The sequence below is a fragment of the Sulfurospirillum sp. MES genome, from assembly GCF_000789415.1.
In the GTDB taxonomy this organism is placed as follows: domain Bacteria; phylum Campylobacterota; class Campylobacteria; order Campylobacterales; family Sulfurospirillaceae; genus Sulfurospirillum; species Sulfurospirillum cavolei.
On sequence record NZ_JSEC01000016.1, the window covers coordinates 1,545 to 23,116 of the forward strand.

The following is a 21,572-nucleotide window of genomic DNA, read 5'->3' on the forward strand; positions in this document are numbered from 1 at the left end:
GCACGTGGTTTGCCAAAGGCAATCCTTTCGGTTACGACATCAAAGGTATCGTCAATACCGATCTTTTATCGCCGAATATGGTTATGCAGACGATAGACTATCTTGTCGATGAACAGCAATTCGACTCTGTCGTCATTGACTTGGAATCCAACACGTTGCTGGATTTAAACATCTTGGTCAACCACGTGCAAAAACGTGTCCGCAAAGTCATTGTTTTGCCGAAAATGACGAAAATTCCTATTATTAACGGGGAGCTGATCAGCTCGATTCACCATAAGGGCATGGCATTTTATATCAAAAACAATCTTCTAAGCCCTTTGGATCAAGCGATCAAACGCGTGTTCGACGTCAGTGTTGCGTTTATCGCTTTCGTGTTGACATCGCCTTTTCTCATGTGGCTCTACGGCGTCGTATACGTAACGACCAAAGGGAATCCTATCTTTACGCACGAACGTATCGGGTTTGGCGGCAAAAAGTTTAAGGTTTATAAATTCCGTACGATGTATATTGACGCCAACGAGCGCCTTGAAGAGCTTTTAGAAACGTGCGAAGAGAGCAAAGAGGAGTGGGAGAGGGATTTTAAGCTCAAAGACGATCCTCGCATCACGAAAATAGGCAAATTTTTACGCAAAACCTCATTAGACGAGCTCCCGCAACTCCTTAACGTTTTAAGAGGCGAGATGTCCTTGGTAGGTCCTCGTCCTATCATCGAACAAGAAGTCGCCAAGTACGGCGAATACTTTGAGTATTTTATCGCCGTAAAACCGGGCATTACGGGCTTATGGCAAGTAAGCGGCCGCAACGACATCGAATACGACGAGCGCGTACAACTGGACGTATGGTATGTACGTAACTGGTCGATAGAATTGGATTTGCAGATTTTGTTCAAAACCGTTTTGGTCGTATTGGGGAGAAAAGGAAGCTACTGATAAAAGTGATTTGTCAGAACTTTCTTATGCCGAAATTTCTAACTTCTCTACAGCATCAAGATTGAGTGATTGAGCAAGTATCCAAAGACTGTATTTATCTTGCATTGCTAACCAACTTTCAGCCGTTCTTCCTAATGTTTTAGAAAGACGTAATGCCATCTCTGGTGTTAAGCTTGTTTGCCCGGAAACAAGACGATGAAATGTGGAAGGAGCCACTTTAAGTTTGTGTGCCACTTCTCGTTCGCTGATATTTAATTCATCCAAATAGACCTCTTTAATAAATTGTCCTGGATGGGGTGGATTATACATAGTCATTAGTGGTAGTCCTCATAATTTAAAATATAGACATCACCATTTTCAAATATGAAGGTGAGCCTGTAATTACCATTGACTTTAATGGACCAAATACCTTTTTTATTACCTTCAAGCTCATGTAAGTCAAATCCAGGTAACTTTAAATCTTCAATCCCAAAAGCAGTATCAAGTGCAGCTAAACGCATACGAAGTTTTTTCGCATGATCTGCTTGGATACCTTTGAGAGTTCCTGATTCAAAAAAGAGTTGAAGACCTTTATGCTTGAACGATTTTATCATTGTGAGATTATACCACAATGTTGCATATTGCGCAACATTGTGGTATTGATGAGAATTATTTATTTAATTTTTGTGTATAACCCATACTCTCTCCCCATTTTTGGGAGTTAGGTTGTTGTGAGAGCCATTTAGAAAAAGCGTCGCGGTTGTAGCCCAGCTCGACCGCTTTTTTTTGTTGTGGTGGTGTCAACTCGCTCCAATTTTTAAATTGATGGGGTGGAAAATAGTAATAGCCCTCTTGCGTTGGGGGCTCAATTTGAGCCTGTACTGGGTCTAAATTGGCTGAAAACGCTGTGGTTAATGTCAGGGCTAATGCTAAGGTGAGTTTGTTGAATTTTAGTGGCATTAAGTGCTCCTTTGTTTAATTTAAAAATCTGTTTGTGCTGATTAGCTTGCTTGCTGATTTTCTGCTAGTTCAAAAACACGGGCTCTTTGATCATAAAGATACTGCCAAATAACAAAAGAATCATCTGGTGTAAGAAATTTTTCAATCTGAAGGTCAAAAATATAGCATTGCGTAATTGAAAACCGATATGTTGAGAGGAATAACCTAATTTACCTGCTAGGCTAAAACCAAAATTTGGGCATTGGTCAAGCAACTTGTTTTTGAATTTTTGAAGAGAATCTCTCTCTTTTTTTGGTTTTTCGGCAGAGAGAGTATTATTAGTATAATTATCACTATGGTATATATTATATGTCGGATTTTTATCCGAGTTAGTTTCGGATGGATTTCCGAGTTCACTCGGATTTTTATCCGAGGCTCGGATATAATTCCATTCTTTACCTTTTGGGGTTAATCTCCAAAAATCAAGTCCATTGACTTTAAGGTGTTCAATAAGGCTTAATTCTTTTAATGTTTTGCAAATTCTGTATATTGTGTCTCGCTTTTTGGTTGGACTTAAAAATGGTATTTCTTCCATTATCTTTTCGTATGTAAAAAAATAATAGGTTGCTCCATTAAAATGCATTTCATTCGCCCAACTTGGCAGCTGTTGCATTAAATCCATTAGAGCAGCTTGCTCAAAATTGATTCCCCATTCATGCATCTTGAGATAATTTAGAGTTGCAGAATATCTCATATCACACATCTTTTTTTATTTGGTGTAAAGAAGTGGATTTTTTGAGTTTTAAAAAGTATAATTCCATCTGTAGGTCTTTTAAAAACTTACTTCGGGGGCAAGGTCGGCAAAACTTAGGTCCCCGTTCATTTTGTTCAAGTTCAAGATATACTCACTTTCTTCAAAATCCAAACACGCTTGCAAAGTGCCCTTTTTGTGGGTTTTCTGCGCTCTCACAATTGCACCGATTTTGTTCATCTGAAGAGCAATCATTTCAGATTTGGCTTGAGCAATCTCCTCTTCCTTGAGTTGTGCTGACACAGATAAAGTGAATTGGGTTTTATTGCTGTTGCTTTTAAAACCATGGTTTGCCATGTAGGTTCTATGAGCAGATGCTAACGTTGCCGCGACGGTAAAAAAGTCACCTTTTTGAGCAGCATTTGCAATTGTTAAACTGCGACTGTCAACACGTTTATGTGTGCCTTTTATCGCGTCCATTAGTATCTCGTCTTGCACATTTAAAAGGCCATCTTCAACTGCACCTTTGGCGCTGTAGCCATAGCTTGCATAATTTGGTATGTAATGTTTACCTTTTGTATTTAAGGCTATCCACTGGCGTATTTCTGGCAAGCTCATCATTGCAAGGTCTTTTAATGTGGTACTCATGACGCTGCCTTTGATAAAAAAGTATCAATATCGATTTTTTTAGGCAGCTTACTTAGTTCTTCTGCAACCCTTTCATTTGCTAAGCACCAATTTAAAATTTTAATCAAGTCTGGATTTAAAATTACAAGCTCTGGGTAGTAGCCACAAAGTCCTAAATCATCTCCATTGTCAATCCATCTCCTATTTTCTAGTAATGTAGTTATATAATAACTACTAATCATGGTCCCAAACTTAGTTTTATCTGTTGGATGTTCACAAAAAAATTGAATTATTGGTCCAAATTTATCATCGTCAATAAAAATATTGTTTGGTTTGCCAGTAAGTTGCAAATCTCCATTAAACATAATTCTCACCGTGTATTTTTTATTGTTTGCACTTTTTATTTTAATCGTGTTCATATTTGGACTCCACGACTGCGTAAAAACTCATTCACATCAGCTGCGCGCCACATTGCTGTGCGTTCGCTAAATCTAATCGGTTGTGGAGCTACACCCTCGGCAACTAATCGATACCAAAGAGAACGACTAACTGGTACTTTTTTAAGTACATCTTTAATTCTATACATTTGTTCAATTTCTATCATAATATCTCCTTTTTTTAAATTATATGAGATATTATATCATTTAGTATCATAAAAGTAAAGAGATATATCTCATTTTTTAGATATTTTTAGTATATTATTCGTTATTTGTATTTACTGGTAAGATTAAGTTATAATATCTCAAAAAAAGGACGCGAGAGAGATGCATAATGATGCTGAACACTACATTGAAGCAATTAAGTTTCATACAGGGTTAGAAACCCAAGTTGAACTAGCTAATTATTTTGGCGTCGCACAATCCGCAATAGCCGGGTGGATCAAAAGAAATTCCGTACGCACAATTAAAAAATATATTGAGCTAAAAAAACTGGATCTAAACGAGATTGAAGAGTCTGTCAAAAAATATAAAGATATTGATTTAGATTTACAATTAACAACACTTGAAAACGCACAAAAAGAAAGATTCAAAAATCTCGAAAAAGAAATTCCAAACACTCAACACAATTTCTCAATTAACTTTCAAGTTGGTTTTTATACCGTAATTGATGAATTGAGAATAACAATTTTTGATGCGGTTGAAGGATTTATTGATCGTGATAATGATGAAGAGGTAAAAAAATTATTTGAAGATTTTAATGCGTTGTGTAATTATGTTGTAACTCCTGCTGCCGCTAAAATGATTAAAACGATAGAAGATTTTCGTGCCAAGAGAGAGCAAGAAATGAAAGAAAACAACGCACGCGCACGTGCCAAACAACTCAGAGGGGTTTAATCGCCTTTGAGTTGTTTGGATGTTAATATTTCTGCGTTTTCAGAGTTGAATGTGGCAACTAATTCACTGGAGGATTGGGGTTTCACAAACTTTTTCAAATCATCATAGGCATTTTTTAATAAAGCTTCATGCTTTTCAATATTATCAACCCATTCTTTAGCTTTATTGCTACAACAAGCGCTATCATCTCCGCAAAATGATTTAATCAACGCTTGAACTCCAAGTCCTAATCCTTGCCAATCAATTCCGTCTAGCTGTTCAATTTCATCAGTCATTTTCCCTCCAAAACAAAAATTTCAAAAAAATTGTATCAAAACAAAGAGAATAGTAGTGTAATTCAAAAAAGGAGATTCTAATGCGTACCACACTTTCTCTTATCCTAGTTGCAGCTTTTGCCACAAGTGCAATGGCCGCCTCAAAATACCGTTATTACGGCGGTTCAAGCAGTAAATCTTATACCAACACATCTAAGCCTATTGATCGGACAAGCGCTAGAGAGAAACAGCTTGCAGAGGATGAAAAATACGATTTAAAAAAAATGGCAGAGCGCCTAAAAAATGGAGCTAAAAAATGAAGTTAGCCGTGATCAACTTATCCAGAAGAAGGGATGTAAACGCCGTTATTTACGGTGCTTTACTAGGCTTTGTTTTTACATCTATTATCGCTGGTTATGTGCTTATTAAACAGCAAATAGATTTTGATAATTTCTTAAAATTTGTTGCTTCTGTCGAGTGGGTACCAGGCGAGCATTCTGGATTGAAAAAATGAAAACTGTAACAATCATTTTTTTATCTCTCTTTCTTTTTGCAACCCAAGCCAATGCTTTTGTTACTGGCATTGTGGCAAAAATGGCTTATGAGAATATTCCGGCAAAAGAAAAAGCGTGGCTCAAAAAGGATTTTCAAAAAAAATTTGGATCCAAACCAAAATCAAGCTCGAAGAAGTCTCAAAAGGCTAGATAATGAAACAGCCTATGTCTTTAGCTCAATACCGTTCAAGCATTAAAATTTTTGGCGAAAAGAGTGCGCTTTTCAACCATAGGAAAGACATATTTGATGGTCTAGAGATGGGGTTAAGCCATGCACAAATACATCACTTTTTAACCAGTGAAAAAGGGTTAAGCATAACACGTCAGGCTCTTACCGCATGGCTCAAAAACCATAAACCAAAGTCTCAAGTTGTTTCTGCTCAAAAACCAGCGGAAAATCAAGAGAATACTAGTGTAACAAAAAAACAAGAGGCAAAAGTTGAGCATAAAGAGGCTCCAAACCTACCAAATGACGATGAATTTTATGTCCACTTACGAAAAGTGGCCGACAAACGAGCCAAATGGTTAGGTACTAATCCATATATCACACAGGAGACACAAAATGAAGATTCTAGTATGTAACAGCAAAGGTGGCTCTAGCAAGAGCACGACTTCGATGCAGTGCGCAGCTGCTTACTTTTTAAGTCAAGGTGAAGAAGTGACACTCCATGAGCTTGATGACGAAAATAGAGATGCATTGTGCTTTGATCGCACTAAAATTTTGACAAATCAAATCAAAGTAGAGGACGGGTCGGATTTAAGTTTAGAACTCACTAAAATTCTATCTAAACGCGAAACGAATGCTGTAATCGATATTGGTGGCAACCGTACAACTACGATTACTCTTGAGGCCCTAGCACGTTCACGCATGCATATCGCGGTCAACTTATTTGTGATACCCCTCAGTGGTGGCAGTCAAGATTTTATCAATGCAGTTAAAACTTACGAGATGATCAAGGACTTTAATCGTCCTATCATCTTTGCTTTAAGTCGTGCACGACGCCCACTTAAGGACCCAAGAGTGCGTTATCAATTTAGCAACTTTTTTGAGAAATTTCCTAAGGCTAAATTCTTTTTCTTGCGCGATAGTGATGCGGTAGACCTTAGCCGCGACACAGGCAAGACCGTCTACGAACTGGCTATGGACCAACACTTTAAAGCAGGATTAGAAGCTCAAATTGCTACATGTTTTCAGGCGGGCGATGATAATGGTATCTTTGCCGCTCAAACCATGCTTGATATCTACGATGATGCGGGCGAATGGTATACGGAGTGTCTCAAGCCAGCATTTAAGCTAATTGACACATTTAATCCAAAGAATGGAGGCAAAAATGGAGACGCCTAAAAGCATGTTTAGCGATGACGATGAAGACATTCCTATGGCGGTAACAGTAGAAAGTCAAGATGAAGACGAAGAGGATTATGCAGAGGCCGCACGTAATACCACAGATCAAGAAGCAGAGCAATTTCTTATGTTGAGTGATTTTGATCGTACAACTAAACTTTTCAGGGCAGCACTTACTGCCCTTGGAAATGATAATAGCGGGGCTATTGCAACACTTAACACATTGCTTAAAAGGACCCAAATCTTTGATAAAGAGCAGCAAGAAATAATTGCGCCTATGCTTGGGGAACTCAAGGCTTTACTTTTAAGCTCACAAGATGAGCTTAAAAATTTCAATAAAAGTGCACAAGAAAGTCTTCAAAGTCAGATAAAAAATGTAATAGGATCAGTTGACCTTTCGCCAATCAAGCAAAAAGTAGAAGTGTGTAATGCACAAATTCTTGAAAGTACAAATGAACTCTCCTTAAAAATTGAAGAGCTTCAACAAACAGCTGCCGGCGTTGTTAGGGTATCAAAAGCAATGCAATTTAAAATGCTCCTTGTTGGTGTGGCTATTTCCGCAGCTTTCTTGTTTGGATTATATCAATACAAAACGGCAGAGTTTGAACAAACAAAAAACGACGAGTTTAATACAAAATGGCAAAACATTGAGGATAGATTATCATCATTCAAATCACTAAAATCTGATGCATGGGGCGCCACAATTGTCACTATAGATAATCAAAAATATCTCCAGCTTGTCGTGGTAGACAATAGTGGCCAAGTTGCACTTGGTCGTAGCTATTCTGCACCAGACCAAACGGGCAAAAAACGCCCCGTGTCTTTCATCAATATTCCAATCTACAAATAATTGTATAAAGCCCTAAATTTAGGTCTTTTCTACTACTAGAAAAGACCTTGCAAACTATTGGCAAGGTACTAGCAAAATACTTGCAAAGTGTTGGCAACACTTTAGCAACTCCGAAAGGAGAGCCAGCGAAAGCCAGAGTGACACTAAACGTGCACTCTAGCATCGCTTTTCACAAAAAAATATCTTTTTTGTTCACATTTCACCATTTTCTAAAATACTGTTCATTTTCAAAGCGAATATAGTAAATCAAAAAAAGGATCAGCATGTTCGTTACTCTAACCAATATCACAAAATGTTTCATCATTAAGAGAATGACTTCTCATTTTATGCTGAAGTTGCCGACTAATGAAGTTGTCTTTTATCCATCAAAATTTGTCAAAGAACTTGACGAAAAAACGCTTGAAATTTCTTTTTTAGCAAATAGTAAATTTAAGGCAAATAAAGCGAAACAAGAAAAAGGCAGATGGATTCGCTACGACCATAAAACACTGGACTCGGCAGACCTTATAATCATTATTCTTCACAATGATTTAGGAGCTAAAAAATGCTAGCGACGAGAGTGAAAACTGGAAATACTAAAAGTGGTTTTGAATATAACCGGCAAGAGGATAACTACTTTCAAGGCGATGAACAATCGTTTTTTTATGGCCAATTAGCAGATGAACTAGGCTTTGGGCACAAGGCTAAGATAAGCGATGAGAGCTTGCTTAATGCTTTAGAAGGGCGTGATGCTAATGGTAACCAACTTGTAAAAGCAAAATACGATGAACATGGATATCGCGATGGAGCTTACAGTGAATTTGACGTAGCAGCAGATAAGAGCGCTTCTCTTGCTTACGAGATGGCATTACAGCAGGGGAATAAAGAATTGGCTGATAAAATATCTCAAGCGTGGCAGCACGCCACAGAAAAAGCACTGGATCTTGTAGAGCATGAATATATGTACTGCCGCAGTGATGAAGTAGCACAATCTAAAATGCTTGCGGCGGTATATAATCATTATGAATGCCGTAAAGATACAAAAGGCAATATTAATCCACATTTACATTCTCATATTCTCATTATGTCGCACACCAAGGATATGGACGGCAAAAGCCGAAAATTTGACAATCGTAAACTAACGTTAGATCATCGCTATATTGGACTTGTAGCAAGGGCTGAATTTGCCAAAAAACTTCAAGAATTAGGCATTAAAATAGATGTCTATGACGCGAAAAATGCATTTTTTAGCATTGGAGAACGTGATACTGAAATCTTAAAAGAGTTCAGCGGACGTAGAGAAATGATGTTAGAGAAAATGGCGGAGTTGAAAGCTGATCCTGCATTTATGGCGAAGTATCCCAATATCGCAGATGATACTTTGTTAGAGATGATAAAAAAAGAGACGAGAACTTGGAAAGACAAAAGTATTGACAAAAAAGGCGTAATGGCTGAGAATGCAAGACGAGCAGAGAGCTTATCGTATGAACTCCCTAAGATAGAAGCTCAATCTGTTATTAAACAAACCCTCACCCCAAATCAAGTTTTATCTCAAGCAATCGAAGATTTAATTGAGCACCAAAGCGTTTTTACCGACAAAGAGCTTAAAAGCCAAGCTTTAAAAATAGGCCTCGACCAAGGCATAGTTCTTCAGGACGTGAAAGAGGCAATTACCAATAATATAGACCTCGTTAAAACCCGCAAAGGCTGGACAACGCGAGAAATGATCGCTTTAGAAGCCAAAATCTTAGCCCAAAAAGATAATAAGAGTACCAATTTTATTGTTTCCAACATACAAGAAGCAAATGACGCAATCGCAGAATACCAAAAACGCAAAGGCTTTGAACTCAAAAAGGGTCAAGCTGAACTCGTCCACGCTGCACTAAATAGCGATTCACAGTTTATTGTCGCCCAGGGCGTCGCAGGAGCGGGGAAAACCACAAGTTTAGAGGTCGTCAAAGCCATATGTGACACCCACAATAAAAGCATACTAGGTTTGGCTCCTATTGCCACGCAAGCGCAAAATTTAGAGGCCGAGTCTGGTATAAAATCCAACACCGTCGCCTCGTTTCTCCTAAACGAAGAGCTCCAAGCGAGTGCCAAAAATTCTATCATCATACTCGATGAAGCGGGCATGTTGGGAATGCTAGATATGCACAAACTCATCACCATCGCCCAAGCCCAAAATGCAAAGCTCATACTATCTGGAGATATAAACCAAAAGAAATCAATCAGCCAAGGTGACGCGTTTAAATTTCTTCAAGAAAACGGTTTTACTACGGTAAGTCTTGACGAGGGCAATCGTCAGAAAACCAATGACTTAAAAATAGCAGTAAAACACATCCTAAACCATGACATTGCAAGCGCCATTAAAACCCTCCAAGCTTCAAAAAACGATGAAGTGGTTGAGCTTACCGACAGAGATGCACGCCTCTTAAAAGCCAAAGATGAGTACCTCAAAGACCCCGAAAATAGCTTACTTATGGCACGCACAAATGTTGACCGAAGAGAGCTAAACGCAATGATCCGCCAAGAACTCGTCGCAGGGGGCAAAATCACGAACTCATCTACTTTTTCCACACGAGAAATCCCCGCAATGGATAACTTAGAGAAGCGACAGAGTAGATACTACCAAGAGGGTCAAACCCTTTATCTTTCAGCCAATGTGGGCAAAATCAGTGCCGGACGAGAGGCGAAAATCATCTCAATCGACAAAGAAAACAACACCCTCATAATAGAACACGAGGCACAAGCAAAAGGCAAAAAGACCCTCATTAAAGAGACTGTAAACCTCTCAACCCAGGGTCAAAATCTCAATATTTACGCTGAAACTAAGACGGATTTTGGCGTAAACGACACGATCATTTTTAAAAAGAAGGACAAAAGTTTAGGGTTACTCAATGGTCACATGGGAAAAATCACCAACATTCAAGGCGATAAAATCACTGCACTGGTGAACGACAAAGAGGTTATATTCACGACAAAACAATATCCTTACATTCAACACGGGTATTGTGTCACCGACTTTGCAGCGCAAGGTAAATCTATCGACCACGCCATTATGCTTTCAGATCAAGTCAACTTTAACGATTGGTACACGCAAATCACCAGAGCAAAACACAAAGTCACCGTTATCACTTCAAGTATCGACAATCTCATTAAATCCGCTGCACGAGAGAGCGTCAAACTTAACGCCCTTTCTGAAGCGAATATAAGCACAGTCAAAAAACTGAAACAAATCATCAAAGGATACGAAAATGGACGAATTCATCGAGCTATTACTGAGTCAAAAGACACAGCTAGAGACTATCATCGAAGTGCAAGAGTCACACTCGAAGATCTTACTAGAACTCTCAAACGCTTTGCTAAATCAAGCGCAGAGCAATGGCGAAAATCCGCTCTTTACCGAGCTTTTACAAGCGATAAGGGAGTTAAATACGAGCTTAAAAAACTTCAAAAAGGCATAAATGAAGTTCAAAATGAACTCCAAAATAAAAATCTTACATTACATCAAGGAGTTGAACAGCAAATGACCATTAAACCAAGTAAAGAGCCCGTGGTGCACCAAGCAGTGCAAGAAGATACCCAATATGAAGAAGAAGGACAAAGCAGATGAGTAATCCATTACATAATGCAATCGATGAACTTGAGAAAAATACGAAAAAAGCCGCAACAAAAGAGCGCTTAAAAGCCAATTTCCAAAGAGTTAAACAAGAAGCAAAACAGCCACAAAACCGCGGAGCACTTAATCACCGTGGAGAGAATGGACTTCAAGCTCTCATGAGAATTTTTAACGAGATACGACAAGAACTCAAACAAGATTTTAAAGAACTTATCGATGAGTATCAAAAAGAGGAAAGTCCACAAATTTCAGAATCGACTATGGATAAGATGCAACGAGCAATCCATCGCGTCGAAAATGTAGCGGATCTAGCTGAAACGCTCCAAGAAGTTTATCAATACGGTGATAAGCCTCTTGAGAGCTTTAGTACTTATTTTGAAGCATACAAAGATGAAATAAGAAACGATGGGTTTCCACTCAGTATTCGAAATGCCGGGGAGTTTTCTAAAAATTTAGAGGACAAGAACACGCTTAGAAGCTGGTATACTCTCGCCCAATCACTTGATGGGCTAGAGACGGAGGGATTTGTAGAAAAACTCAATCTCAAAGATATTACAGCCAACAAAGCATTTGATATCGTAAAGACAGCGTACAACAATCTTTCTCAAACCGAGACAAAATCTCTAGCAGAATATACACAGGCGCAAGCGCGCTAAAAAAAGCCCCTCCAACGAGGGGTGAAATAATCGTCCATTTTCAAAGCGAATATAGTAGTAAATCAAAAAAAGGATCAGCATGTTTGTAGAATTATCAGCCGCAGCTGCTTTGGCAACTGCAACCGCAGGCGTTTATTTTTGGGACTATTCAAGAGCAGGGGAGGAACTCTCAAAATTCGCCCCGAATATTGGCTCAAAACCGCTCAAGAGCAAACAAAAAGGTGGTTGGACGTGGACAAGTGCAGCCAAACTAAAAGAGAAGTTTTCAGCCGATAAATCTATTCAAAACCCACACGAGAATGATTTTTTAGAGGATGTGGCAGAACTTGCCGTTTCGTGTTTCAAGACAAAATCCTCAGACAAACCAATCCAAAACCGAAAATCCATCTTCATTGATGAATTTCGCTATTTCCCAGAAACAATAAAAAAGTGTTCACCTTTTTTTATTGGCAAATCCAAAATGGAAAAAACTAGAATTCATTTTGCGCCTGTGGACATGACTAAAAGTCTTCTTTGCGTAGGACCCATGGGTAGCGGTAAAACGGTATTTTTTAAAAATTTAATTTTTCAAAATTGGTACAAACGTGCCTTAATACATGATATCAAAACAACAGATTTTAGTCCCATTTTAGTCGATGGTAAACGTGGCTTTGTGATGAACATGTACAACGACAAACGAGTAGCCATTTGGGACATCATGAGAGAAAAGAACTTTCTTATCATGATAGAAGCAGTTGCGCTTGATTTGATGGTTGGCGCAGTGGGTGAGAGTAAAGACCAGTTTTTTGCAAGTAGCGCGGCTGATCGTGTTAAAACCATGTTTGAAACCGCCTATTTGAGAGGAAAAACAAGTGAAGCGAGATGGGCAATTTTGGAGGAGGAAATTCAAAATTATGAACGAAGAGCAATCGCGCCTAAAACAACCGAGAATAAAGATGTGTGGAACAATTTCTTACTTGTAAAAGAGACCCTCCTGTTTTGGATCTGGCGTGTACAAAATGCTCAAAAAACCTTCACCATTTCAGACTATTTGAACAGCAACATGATACTTGTCATGAATGGTAAAGATAAAGCTATGAAAAGCTATTACAGTTGTTTTATTTCAGCACTCGCGAATGAAGCTTTAAAAATGCCAGATAGTGAAACAGACCTTACATTTTTACTGCTTGATGAGTATCTTACCATTCCATTAAGTGAACCTACGAGGTTGATAATTCACGTTCTTACGCGTGCAAAAGGTTTTTGTCTTTTTGTAGGTATGCAGTTTTTGCCAGGTGATGAAGTAGCGAAACAGCAAATTCTTGATTCATCAAAATATGCAACCATCTTGTTTAACCTTCAGGATGGAAATAGTACTCAACATTTCAAAAACTATTATGGTGAGGCAAAATTCAAAGAACTCGAAAAATCATATTCAAAAAATAAACACGATTACATTACAAGTGTTTCAACAAGTGAACAAGAACGAACAGCTCCTTTCCTTTCAGAACATGAATTACAAAAAAAGCCTCCACACCATCACCTTACCATTTTGCAAACAGGTGAAGCATATCTTGGATACACCCCTCAAGCCAAGGCACCAAAAATATATGACCCACTTGATGACATTCTTGATATCAGACCATTCAAAGAAAAATTACGTGGAATTGAAGCGAATATAGATAAATAATATAAGGAGAGATAGCATATGAAAGTCGTTACAACCTCGCATCTTACAGCATTATTTATGCAATTGATCATCCTGGATCGAGATGAGCCATCGCCTAAAATTACCGCAGCCATTGATGGATTAAATTATTTGCCGACGTATCTCACAACAGAGCCTGCTACGGCTTTAGAGCTACTTGAAGAGATCGAGCATTTCATTTTGCAGCACGGAAAAACACGATGTTGATTCCTGGCTATTTGGTCGATGTGTATCAATCCGTTCTGAACCAATGTGACGCTGAAATGATTGTCTATGACGACCGCGTTGAAATTGATTCAGCTGATGGCCGCCTCACTATTGATAGTGATGGCTTTATTGATCATCGTGATTTTAAAGCATCCCAATACGAGCGTGAAATTATCAATTGCGCTCTTCTTGTTTCCAATAAAATTTCATCTTATGAAAGGATCTCTAAACATGAGCTCTACCATTTCTAACATATTTAAAATAACGTTTTTATTTATCGGGGCAATAGTAGGCTTCCTCGCTACATATTTAAGCGCACTAGGCGTTTATTATAAGGAACCGTATTTTAGCGTTGGAGAAACGCTTTTATACGCGTCGATCGCAATGATTTCTCTTTATTTTTTAATTCGATCCTGGAGGAAAAGATGAGAGTTAACCTTCCTCGTTGGTTCACAAAACAACGCTCTAAAATGACAAGCTACATGCTTATCGCCGGCGCTTGTGTGCTCATGATTATTTATGTGCCCTATATCGGGTTTTTCAAAGATGCCATAGCTTTTCTAATGGGAATGCTTGGCGCTTATAATCTTGCCTATAATCACTAGGCAAGTCAAAGGAAAAGAGGCAGCAATACATTGCCTCTTTTTTTATCTCTCTTTTCCCTTCATTTTTTTGGATGCTTCAAAAACAATCTCACCTCAATTTGGCTTTCATCTCGCAATTTTGTTTCGTCCGCTTAAAACTGTAGCATAGCGCTAATCTTGCGATACAAGGGGCGAGTTGTGAGCATATCCTCACACAGTTCCGGTATCCCTCTCAATCTTGCAGCCCCCTTGCATCTATCTTATCACCACGCTTTACAGTCGCAAGCCGAAACCGAATTGCGAGACGAAAAACAGACCCAAACAGAGTTGAGAGACTTCGTTTTTATCCAAAAAAGGAAAAAAGAACCTTAGCCTCTCCAAAAAGCAAACAAAAAACAAACTTTAAAAAGGAAACACCATGTCAGTCAACAAAGAAACAATGAAATCAATCAGAGCAGAGTTAAAGGCTCTTTTCCCAACACTTAAATTTAGCGTGAGAATGAGAGATTATAGCTGCGTATGTGTAGATCTTCTCGAGGGTGATATCGATGTCACAAAACATTTGACAGATAGAGGTTTAAACGTTTACGGCGAAAGCAGAAGTGACTATATAAGTATTAACGAGTTTTATATTGATGAACATTTTAAGGGTCAAGCTAAAAAGCTTTTCAATGGTATTTTAAACACAATTTATAAACATGTTGGCAGACATTACGACAGAAATGCTGGAGATATGGGTGCAGATTATGCGGGCTGGAATTATCACATTTATTTACATGTAGGACAGTGGAACAAACCTTATATTTTAAAAGAGGCGGCGTAAGCCCCTCTTTTTCGAGCGAATACATGTAAATCAAAAAAAGGAGTCAAAAAATGGGTGCACCTTACGCAATAGTCCAGGCTGAGAATGCTTTAAACCGTATGATCGATAGAGCTATGGCACCAGGAACGGATCTTTGGCAAGTCGAGCTTCAAAAGAAAGCGTTTTTAACCTCTCTTCAAGAGGCTATTACCCAAGAGGTTGAAGTTCAAACCAGCAAAATGAGAGATGAGATACGAGCCGCTCAGCAACATACGCAAGCTTCTCTTTCTTTACAAAACAACGCTCTTTCTTATGAAAAGATCGAGCGTTACAACATGCGCCAAGCCAGGGAACCCGGCTTTTCGACGTTGATGCATAGCTTTTTTGTCCTTGCGCCGCGTTCATTTGCCACTGGTGCATTAATCGCTCTTGCCGGTTACGGTGTTATTAATCTTTTCATACGGTTTTAAAAGATGAAGCGCCAAACCTATACCAATATTGAGGGCGTTATGACCTACGCTGAAATCGGCACAATTTTAGGACTCTCTCAAGAGGCCGTAAGAAAGATTGAAAAAAGAGCCCTAGAAAAGCTCAAGCGTTTTGAAAACCGCTTTAAATTCCAAGATATTAAAGACACGATGTGCGTACTCAGTACGCCAATTAATTACACCAACGGAGGGACAAGATTATGAGTGAAAGATTAGATGATATTGCCGGCAGAAAAATAGGCAGACGTGCAGCCATCGCGGCATATGGCGCTGCCTTGGATGATATTGAGCAATGCCTCAGGGAGAATAAAGAGCCTTATGTGAGCAATCGCAATGTCGCAATTATTCGCACGTATCGTGATCCTATTGCACTATTTGATTATATGTTTACAATCCCTGGATTTGTTATTGCGTTCATTTTAACACTCATAGGCGCACACATGTTAGACGGTCTTCTTGGCTTAACAACACTGCAAGCGCATGGCGTCGCATTTGTTTTGATGCTTGGTTTGTTATGTGGCTTTGGTGTGAATACGTTTAGATACGTTATTTTCTCTATCGGTGGCAATGGGAAGACCCAATCAAAGAAGAGTGCACAGATCCTTAACGCTCTTTTGAAAAAAGAGCTTTGATTTTCAAGCGAATATATGTAAATCAAAAAAAGGAGTCAAAAATGATGTGTTTTTATCAAACAACGATTTACGATTTTTTACCTAAGCCAAAGGGGCAAAAATGAAGATGCTTATTCTTTTATTATTGGCAGTATTTTGTAATGCTGCATCTATAAATACTGAAAATATTGGCATGGAAGCCCGTAAAAAAGTGCTTTTAGAAAGCATTCTTGAAAATGACATGGTACCTATCGAGACGGAAATATCTGCTGAAAATTCTACGGGCATTTTAGCACCGTTTAATATCTCTTCACAGTGTGAAAGTTATTCAGATCTTTCTTGTCCAGCGGCCGCTAAAGGAGACCTTATCATTCGTCGCCATAACGCGGATCTCAAAACCGGCAAAGTGAATTGTTTAGTTTATACTAGTAAAAACATCGATCGTGCGTTTCAAAATTTTACGTATACGAACCCTGCCTGTAAAGCACGTTGGACACCAGACGTGGCAAGTGTTGAAACATCGGCGTATTTGCAAAATGTCGCCTCAAAAATGGCGGCAGAAAAATCGGCATTAGACGCAGCGAAAAGTGAAGCATCAAGTCGTGCAGCAGCGCTTAATGATCAGCAGTTAAACCTAAGCGATCTTTTAATTGCGGTGATGACTCTTGATGGTGAAAAGATCGATTTGGTACAAAGCATAGCTGCTGGATCGATTAAATTGCAACCAGGCTATACGGCGCTGACTGAAAATACTGCCAATGCCAGCGCCCCATTGTCGGATCTTGCTACCGATTCTTTAAACTCAAAAACTGTAGCTATTTTTGAGTTTATGAGTAAGATAACCGACATTGTTAATACCACGACTTTTATTTTAATTTTATTATTTGTTGTTGCATACTTTCTGAAGTCAGGCGTTATCGTACGTATTTTTCACAAGCAGGAAAGAGAGAATAAAGGACCTGAAGCACTACTTTGGATTATTGCGTTAGTTAGTGCAATCCTTCTTTTTCTTGTGCCGGCAGTTGATTTTTCGATTAATTCAACACAAAGATTTCAACAATCCAAGTTTCATCAATTTTTGCAATTTTTCTTTGAGAGTGGCGGAAAACTGGGTAATTCCGTCAATGTTAAAGTTCATGATGCCGTATTCAGTGCACTTTTAAAAGAGAGAGGATTTAAGAGCACGGAAGCTCTTTATCAAACAGCCGCCGAGCAGAAGGTCCTAGAGCAATTCGTTGCAAAAACTCAAGCAGAATACACTCGCTGTACAGAGATCTATGACGTCGATAAGATCAAAGAATATGTTGGCACGAGTGGCAAGTTTATTTTTCCTTTGACCGAAAAAGAGTTACACATGAAGGAAGTTTTAAACATCCCTAATGTGGTATCTTCGCCTTATTTTGATTTTTTAAGCAACTTGAGTCATATTCCTTCTAATTCGGTGACATTTTCTCAGTGTGGGCAGATAGAAAGAGCCTATAGAGAAGGGCAATTCAAATTAAACCAAAATTTGCAATTTTTGAGAAGCGGTAGCAGTGAAGAGGAGGTTCAGGCTCGAGAACACGTTCTCTCAGTGGTCAAAGCTCAGTATAAAGCGATATCGGATTGGGGTTTTTTAAGCGCTGCCTTTTTACCGGCATCGTTAGCTGAATTGGAGCTAGAAAGTGCCAAAAATACACAACAAGCTGCGAATAACGATAAAGATTTTATTGACAAAGTGGCGTATAACATCCCTTATTTGATGTTCCCGGGTACGGGTACGATCATTTCAACCGTTACCAACTTAACACCAGGTGCTGATGGTATACCTTTTCTATCATCAATCTTTAAAGGATTAGGTGCCGCGATTGGCGCAGCGATGGCCATCATGACGGTACAAATTGCACTCAGTATCGCACCGCTACTCATCATGACCATAGTCTCTTTAGTTATCGGTATCACGCTTTTTTATCAGATCATCGCGTATTTTATAAGCGGTTTTTTTGCGGTGCTCCTAGCGATCTGGAGCAATAGTACAGAGAATATTTTTGGCTTTTTCGGCAGGGGTATCCGCCTTTTTGCAAAAATAGTGGCATTCCCAATATCCGTGTTTTTTGGACTTGAAGCGTATTGGATCACTACTTCGATTGGTACGTATCTTAGTTCTCGTTTTGCGCAAACAGCCGGCGATGCGATAGTCTCAAGTTTTGCATACCAACTTTTTGGAGGAACTCTGCATATTGCCATGACACTTATTGCGATGTTCTTGTCATTCAAAATTGTCGGTAAATTTGTTGATCTCATTTTAGAAAACTTGAGCTTTGGGAAAAGCGATACTCTAGATGAACAGCTCCAGCAAATCATGCAATCCATACGCCAAATAAAAAAGGTATAAACTATGGATAGCATCATTATTACACAGGCTAAGGAACCCATTCTTAGCCTTTTGTTTGGAACCGTTTTTGTGTGTGCGATGACCTTGCCGTATTTTTACGGCATCGGCCGATCGCTCGTCTCTCAGCAACAAAACCCTGAAGCGAGCCTCGTTAAATTTTTAGCAGTGCCTTTCTTATTGCATCTGATTGCAACGATCGGCACGGTTATGTTTTGTAATATATGGGACTTAATGTATACGGACCTACAGAGTACCAGGCTCATTAATACGTTCTGGAGCGCTTCGGCTGCTGGTGCCACGAATGCATGGGTTAAGGCCGCGTACAATTCGGCAGATCTAATGGGAATGGTACTTTACTATTTGATTATTGCAGTACCGGTCGTTAATTTTGTGGCAGTGTATATACTAAGTGACAGGATCTTGAATTTTACACAGCAAGATACGATGAGTAAATTTAAAAGCGATCTGGTTAAACTTGTAGCATGCGGTTTTGTTGCCGTGATTTTGACAGTCTTTTATCAAGGTACGCTCAATAAAATCATGTTTAATAGCCAAACGCTCAATTTCAAAGAGTGGGGCACAGCATCCAGTACCAAGGAAATGTATACTAACTTCTACAAGAGAATTGCAAGGATGGGTATGAGCGGCACAGTTAGTATTGGTTCACGAGGATCATCATCAAGTACAAGCAGTACATCAAGCAGTAGTTCTTCCCCAGAAAGCTTACTAGATGCCTACTTCAACTCTTCAAATTAAGAACAAGAGCACGTTTAGTAAGGAAAGAGGTACCTTTTTTCAAAAGGGCTGAAAGAGCGATTTAGAGAGGTTGTTTCCTCTCTAAATTAAATCTCTTCCACAGTGTTTGCACACGTTAGCTTTTGCCAAAATGGTTTCTGCACAGAATGGACATGTGGTGTATTGTGCCGCTTCTTCTTTCTCAGCCTCTTCTAATTGTCTCCATTTTGCAAGATATTTTTTATGCCCCAATTTGGCAATTTTATACATTACTACCAGATAAACGGCGCATAAAATCGCGATCAGAACCCAATTAGTGGTTGTTGGCGCAGATGGGAAAAAAAATAAGTTGTTATCAATACCACGGGATACGCCTTTATATGTGTACCCTAAAGCGATAAACAAATTGAAAATCCCAAAAAAGTAGACAATTCTGACTGTCCATAACGGCAATTTTGTTGCCCAAAGATATATAAAAAGCCAATATGATACAATAATGGCATCTGAAATAGCCCCTGAATGGTTTGTCACAAAAGACAGCGGCCATTTGATAACCCAGAGCGGTAATGTAACCAGAAAAGGAATGACCAAAGTTGCAGAAGCAATTAATGCGGCAATACTAAATGTAAGTGTAAAAATAAGCCCTCTAATGTCAAATTTTTCTAAACGTGCATAATCTGATATGGTCATAATTTTCGACAAGGGAAAACTCCTTGATTAATTATTTTGTAGTATTTCATACATTATACATTATACATTAAACTTTTTGAGTATATCTAGATAATCACTCCACCATTGCATTAGAGTTCTTCTCTCTTTTAAATATTCTGCATGGTTATATGCTGCTTTTACTCCGGATCGTTCAGCATGTGCTAGTTGCCTTTCAATTGCATCACTATGAATACTATGCTCACCAATTTTCTCATGCATAATTGTGGAAGCCATAGCTCTAAAACCGTGATAAACCATTTCTTCTTTCCCATAACCTAAGCGTCTAATTGCTTGATTTAGTGTATTTGCACTCATGATTTTCAGATTTGAGATAGAAGACGGAAATACATACTTACTACAATGGGCACTAAGTGCATAAGCTTGTTTCAATATATTCATTGTACGATCTGTTAATGGTACAATATGTGGAGCAGGCATTTTCATTTTGTCGGCTGGAATTCTAATTTCTTTTTTTTCAAAATCTACTTCTTTCCACTCAAGAGCCCTAACATTGTAAGAACGTAAAAAAACGTAAGGGGAGAAGGTAAGGGCCAGCTTGGTATTAATATCGCCTTTATAGCTATCTATAGCTTGTAAAAGCATACTTATCTCTTTCGGATCAGTAATTGTAGGGTAATGGTTTTTTTGTCTTGGAGGAAGAATTACTTTTTTGTCGATTGCTGCAATAATGTTGTATTCCACAATTTCTAACATGGCTGCATATCGCCAAATCGAATTCAGCATATTTGAAATACGATCAGCAGTTTCTGCTATGCCTTGTTCTTGTAAAGATTGTAAAAGATTAATAATGTCAATACGTTTTATCTCAACAAAGTCCTTATCCCCAAAAAGCGGATAAATGTGGTTAGTTAACCATCCTTTTTTTCTAACAAAAGTATTTTTTGTGATTTTATCTTCATGTAATAAAAGCCATTTTTCGGCAATATCTTTGAATGTTAAATTTTGAGTAGCTTTTTTTTCTTTTCTATCTTCTGATGGATCAATACCGTCAGCAATTTTATCTTTGGCCTCTTGTCTTTTTTTACGTGCTTCTGCAAGTGAGACTTGTGGATAAGTTCCGAAAGAGATACTTTTTCTTTTGTTTTGGAAGGAGTAATCAAAGAGCCAAAGTTTTTGTCTATTTTCATTCGCATAGATCAGCAAAGCTAATCCAGCACCGTCATAAAGTTTGTAATCTTTGTCTTTTCTTTTCGCAGTTCTGATAAGTGCTTCGGAAAGCGGCGCTATCGACTTTGGCATAGTTTTTTACAGTAACTCTCTTTCATTTTTTACGGTAATTATAACAGTTACTGTATAAATTACTGTAAAGATTTTTGGACTAAGAGAGATATTGGTGGACTTAAAGAGACGTAAGATACAATGAGAATCCCTTTGTTTAGGGCTTTTGTGGACTTAGAAAATGATTTTGGATTGTAAGAAATTGATGAGTGGTGGCTGGAGACGGAATCGAACCGCCGACACGGAGATTTTCAGTCTCCTGCTCTACCGACTGAGCTATCCAGCCACGTTTTGAAGAGTTGAAATTATAGCTTA

General features: G+C 38.6%; 30 protein-coding genes and 1 tRNA gene. 20 read left to right on the forward strand and 11 right to left on the reverse strand.

Features of this window, described 5'->3' with window-relative positions; translation table 11 throughout:
* The coding region (locus OA34_RS12235) for an exopolysaccharide biosynthesis polyprenyl glycosylphosphotransferase (protein WP_286683038.1) at positions 1-929 on the forward strand (929 nt) is incomplete at its 5' end.
* A 24-nt stretch (positions 930-953) separates the two neighbouring features.
* Here the strand turns inward: OA34_RS12235 and OA34_RS12240 are convergent.
* The 7 genes from OA34_RS12240 to OA34_RS12270 all read right to left on the reverse strand — a co-directional run bounded on the left by OA34_RS12240 (position 954) and on the right by OA34_RS12270 (position 3,829).
* The gene (locus OA34_RS12240) at positions 954-1,244 is read right to left on the reverse strand and encodes a HigA family addiction module antitoxin (RefSeq protein ID WP_039675775.1); all 291 of its coding nucleotides are present in this window, start codon (positions 1,242-1,244) and stop codon (positions 954-956) included.
* Entirely contained in the window at positions 1,244-1,522 is a 279-nt protein-coding gene (locus OA34_RS12245; protein ID WP_039675777.1) for a type II toxin-antitoxin system RelE/ParE family toxin, read from the reverse strand. Before OA34_RS12245 ends, OA34_RS12240 begins: the two co-directional genes overlap by 1 nt.
* A gap of 55 nt (positions 1,523-1,577) precedes the next feature.
* Positions 1,578-1,868, reverse strand: a complete 291-nt coding sequence (locus tag OA34_RS12250; protein ID WP_039675779.1) for a hypothetical protein — start codon at positions 1,866-1,868, stop codon at positions 1,578-1,580.
* Between the two features lie 64 nt (positions 1,869-1,932).
* Positions 1,933-2,601, reverse strand: a complete 669-nt coding sequence (locus OA34_RS13835) for a hypothetical protein (protein WP_286683039.1) — start codon at positions 2,599-2,601, stop codon at positions 1,933-1,935.
* Between the two features lie 78 nt (positions 2,602-2,679).
* Positions 2,680-3,246: a hypothetical protein gene (locus OA34_RS12260; protein ID WP_039675781.1), complete on the reverse strand. Its 567-nt coding sequence runs from the start codon at positions 3,244-3,246 to the stop codon at positions 2,680-2,682.
* Entirely contained in the window at positions 3,243-3,644 is a 402-nt protein-coding gene (locus OA34_RS12265; RefSeq protein WP_039675783.1) for a hypothetical protein, read from the reverse strand. The genes OA34_RS12260 and OA34_RS12265 overlap by 4 nt, the downstream gene beginning before the upstream one ends.
* Positions 3,641-3,829 carry a helix-turn-helix transcriptional regulator gene (locus OA34_RS12270; RefSeq protein ID WP_039675786.1) on the reverse strand — a complete coding sequence of 63 codons (189 nt, stop codon included), beginning with the start codon at positions 3,827-3,829 and terminating at the stop codon, positions 3,641-3,643. Before OA34_RS12270 ends, OA34_RS12265 begins: the two co-directional genes overlap by 4 nt.
* Before the next feature lie 160 nt (positions 3,830-3,989).
* Between OA34_RS12270 and OA34_RS12275 the strand changes: the two genes are divergently transcribed.
* Positions 3,990-4,559, forward strand: a complete 570-nt coding sequence (locus OA34_RS12275) for a helix-turn-helix domain-containing protein (RefSeq protein ID WP_039675788.1) — start codon at positions 3,990-3,992, stop codon at positions 4,557-4,559.
* Here the strand turns inward: OA34_RS12275 and OA34_RS12280 are convergent.
* Positions 4,556-4,834, reverse strand: a complete 279-nt coding sequence (locus tag OA34_RS12280; RefSeq protein ID WP_039675790.1) for a hypothetical protein — start codon at positions 4,832-4,834, stop codon at positions 4,556-4,558. The genes OA34_RS12275 and OA34_RS12280 overlap by 4 nt on opposite strands.
* Positions 4,835-4,914: 80 nt before the next feature.
* Between OA34_RS12280 and OA34_RS12285 the strand changes: the two genes are divergently transcribed.
* The 18 genes from OA34_RS12285 to OA34_RS12380 all read left to right on the forward strand — a co-directional run bounded on the left by OA34_RS12285 (position 4,915) and on the right by OA34_RS12380 (position 19,328).
* On the forward strand, positions 4,915-5,133 hold the full coding sequence (locus tag OA34_RS12285; RefSeq protein WP_039675792.1) for a hypothetical protein: 219 nt from the start codon (positions 4,915-4,917) through the stop codon (positions 5,131-5,133).
* Positions 5,130-5,327: a hypothetical protein gene (locus tag OA34_RS12290; RefSeq protein WP_039675794.1), complete on the forward strand. Its 198-nt coding sequence runs from the start codon at positions 5,130-5,132 to the stop codon at positions 5,325-5,327. Before OA34_RS12285 ends, OA34_RS12290 begins: the two co-directional genes overlap by 4 nt.
* Positions 5,324-5,521 (forward strand): hypothetical protein, encoded by a 198-nt coding sequence (locus tag OA34_RS12295; protein WP_039675796.1) that lies wholly within the window; start codon positions 5,324-5,326, stop codon positions 5,519-5,521. The genes OA34_RS12290 and OA34_RS12295 overlap by 4 nt, the downstream gene beginning before the upstream one ends.
* Positions 5,521-5,949: a hypothetical protein gene (locus tag OA34_RS12300; RefSeq protein WP_039675798.1), complete on the forward strand. Its 429-nt coding sequence runs from the start codon at positions 5,521-5,523 to the stop codon at positions 5,947-5,949. Before OA34_RS12295 ends, OA34_RS12300 begins: the two co-directional genes overlap by 1 nt.
* Positions 5,930-6,712: a division plane positioning ATPase MipZ gene (locus tag OA34_RS12305; RefSeq protein ID WP_039675800.1), complete on the forward strand. Its 783-nt coding sequence runs from the start codon at positions 5,930-5,932 to the stop codon at positions 6,710-6,712. Before OA34_RS12300 ends, OA34_RS12305 begins: the two co-directional genes overlap by 20 nt.
* Positions 6,699-7,562, forward strand: a complete 864-nt coding sequence (locus OA34_RS12310) for a hypothetical protein (RefSeq protein WP_039675802.1) — start codon at positions 6,699-6,701, stop codon at positions 7,560-7,562. The genes OA34_RS12305 and OA34_RS12310 overlap by 14 nt, the downstream gene beginning before the upstream one ends.
* Before the next feature lie 263 nt (positions 7,563-7,825).
* Positions 7,826-8,113, forward strand: coding sequence for a hypothetical protein (locus tag OA34_RS12315; protein ID WP_039675804.1), 288 nt, complete (start codon positions 7,826-7,828; stop codon positions 8,111-8,113).
* A complete protein-coding gene (gene mobF, locus OA34_RS12320) occupies positions 8,107-11,157 on the forward strand; it encodes a MobF family relaxase (RefSeq protein ID WP_039675806.1) in 3,051 nt (1,016 codons plus the stop codon). Before OA34_RS12315 ends, mobF begins: the two co-directional genes overlap by 7 nt.
* Positions 11,154-11,819, forward strand: a complete 666-nt coding sequence (locus OA34_RS12325) for a hypothetical protein (RefSeq protein ID WP_039675808.1) — start codon at positions 11,154-11,156, stop codon at positions 11,817-11,819. Before mobF ends, OA34_RS12325 begins: the two co-directional genes overlap by 4 nt.
* Before the next feature lie 79 nt (positions 11,820-11,898).
* Positions 11,899-13,488 carry a type IV secretion system DNA-binding domain-containing protein gene (locus OA34_RS12330; RefSeq protein WP_039675810.1) on the forward strand — a complete coding sequence of 530 codons (1,590 nt, stop codon included), beginning with the start codon at positions 11,899-11,901 and terminating at the stop codon, positions 13,486-13,488.
* 18 nt (positions 13,489-13,506) lie between these two features.
* Complete coding sequence (locus OA34_RS12335; RefSeq protein WP_039675812.1) at positions 13,507-13,713, forward strand: hypothetical protein; 207 nt, start codon at positions 13,507-13,509, stop codon at positions 13,711-13,713.
* Positions 13,707-13,964, forward strand: coding sequence for a hypothetical protein (locus OA34_RS12340; RefSeq protein WP_039675814.1), 258 nt, complete (start codon positions 13,707-13,709; stop codon positions 13,962-13,964). The genes OA34_RS12335 and OA34_RS12340 overlap by 7 nt, the downstream gene beginning before the upstream one ends.
* A 751-nt stretch (positions 13,965-14,715) precedes the next feature.
* Positions 14,716-15,120 carry an LPD29 domain-containing protein gene (locus OA34_RS12355; RefSeq protein WP_039675820.1) on the forward strand — a complete coding sequence of 135 codons (405 nt, stop codon included), beginning with the start codon at positions 14,716-14,718 and terminating at the stop codon, positions 15,118-15,120.
* Between the two features lie 50 nt (positions 15,121-15,170).
* The gene (locus tag OA34_RS12360) at positions 15,171-15,569 is read left to right on the forward strand and encodes a hypothetical protein (protein WP_039675822.1); all 399 of its coding nucleotides are present in this window, start codon (positions 15,171-15,173) and stop codon (positions 15,567-15,569) included.
* Positions 15,570-15,572: 3 nt separating this feature from the next.
* Positions 15,573-15,791, forward strand: a complete 219-nt coding sequence (locus tag OA34_RS12365; protein WP_039675823.1) for a sigma factor-like helix-turn-helix DNA-binding protein — start codon at positions 15,573-15,575, stop codon at positions 15,789-15,791.
* Positions 15,788-16,219 carry a hypothetical protein gene (locus OA34_RS12370; protein ID WP_039675826.1) on the forward strand — a complete coding sequence of 144 codons (432 nt, stop codon included), beginning with the start codon at positions 15,788-15,790 and terminating at the stop codon, positions 16,217-16,219. Before OA34_RS12365 ends, OA34_RS12370 begins: the two co-directional genes overlap by 4 nt.
* 100 nt (positions 16,220-16,319) lie before the next feature.
* Positions 16,320-18,572, forward strand: a complete 2,253-nt coding sequence (locus tag OA34_RS12375) for a hypothetical protein (protein WP_039675828.1) — start codon at positions 16,320-16,322, stop codon at positions 18,570-18,572.
* Between the two features lie 3 nt (positions 18,573-18,575).
* Positions 18,576-19,328, forward strand: a complete 753-nt coding sequence (locus tag OA34_RS12380) for a hypothetical protein (protein ID WP_039675830.1) — start codon at positions 18,576-18,578, stop codon at positions 19,326-19,328.
* Positions 19,329-19,409: 81 nt separating this feature from the next.
* Here OA34_RS12380 and OA34_RS12385 read toward each other — a convergent pair whose 3' ends face one another.
* The 3 genes from OA34_RS12385 to OA34_RS12395 form a co-directional block, all read right to left on the reverse strand.
* A complete protein-coding gene (locus tag OA34_RS12385) occupies positions 19,410-20,009 on the reverse strand; it encodes a hypothetical protein (RefSeq protein WP_039675833.1) in 600 nt (199 codons plus the stop codon).
* A 48-nt stretch (positions 20,010-20,057) separates the two neighbouring features.
* Entirely contained in the window at positions 20,058-21,278 is a 1,221-nt protein-coding gene (locus tag OA34_RS12390; RefSeq protein ID WP_039675835.1) for a tyrosine-type recombinase/integrase, read from the reverse strand.
* Positions 21,279-21,467: 189 nt separating this feature from the next.
* A tRNA-Phe gene (locus OA34_RS12395) sits at positions 21,468-21,543 on the reverse strand.
* Positions 21,544-21,572: the final 29 nt, after the last annotated feature.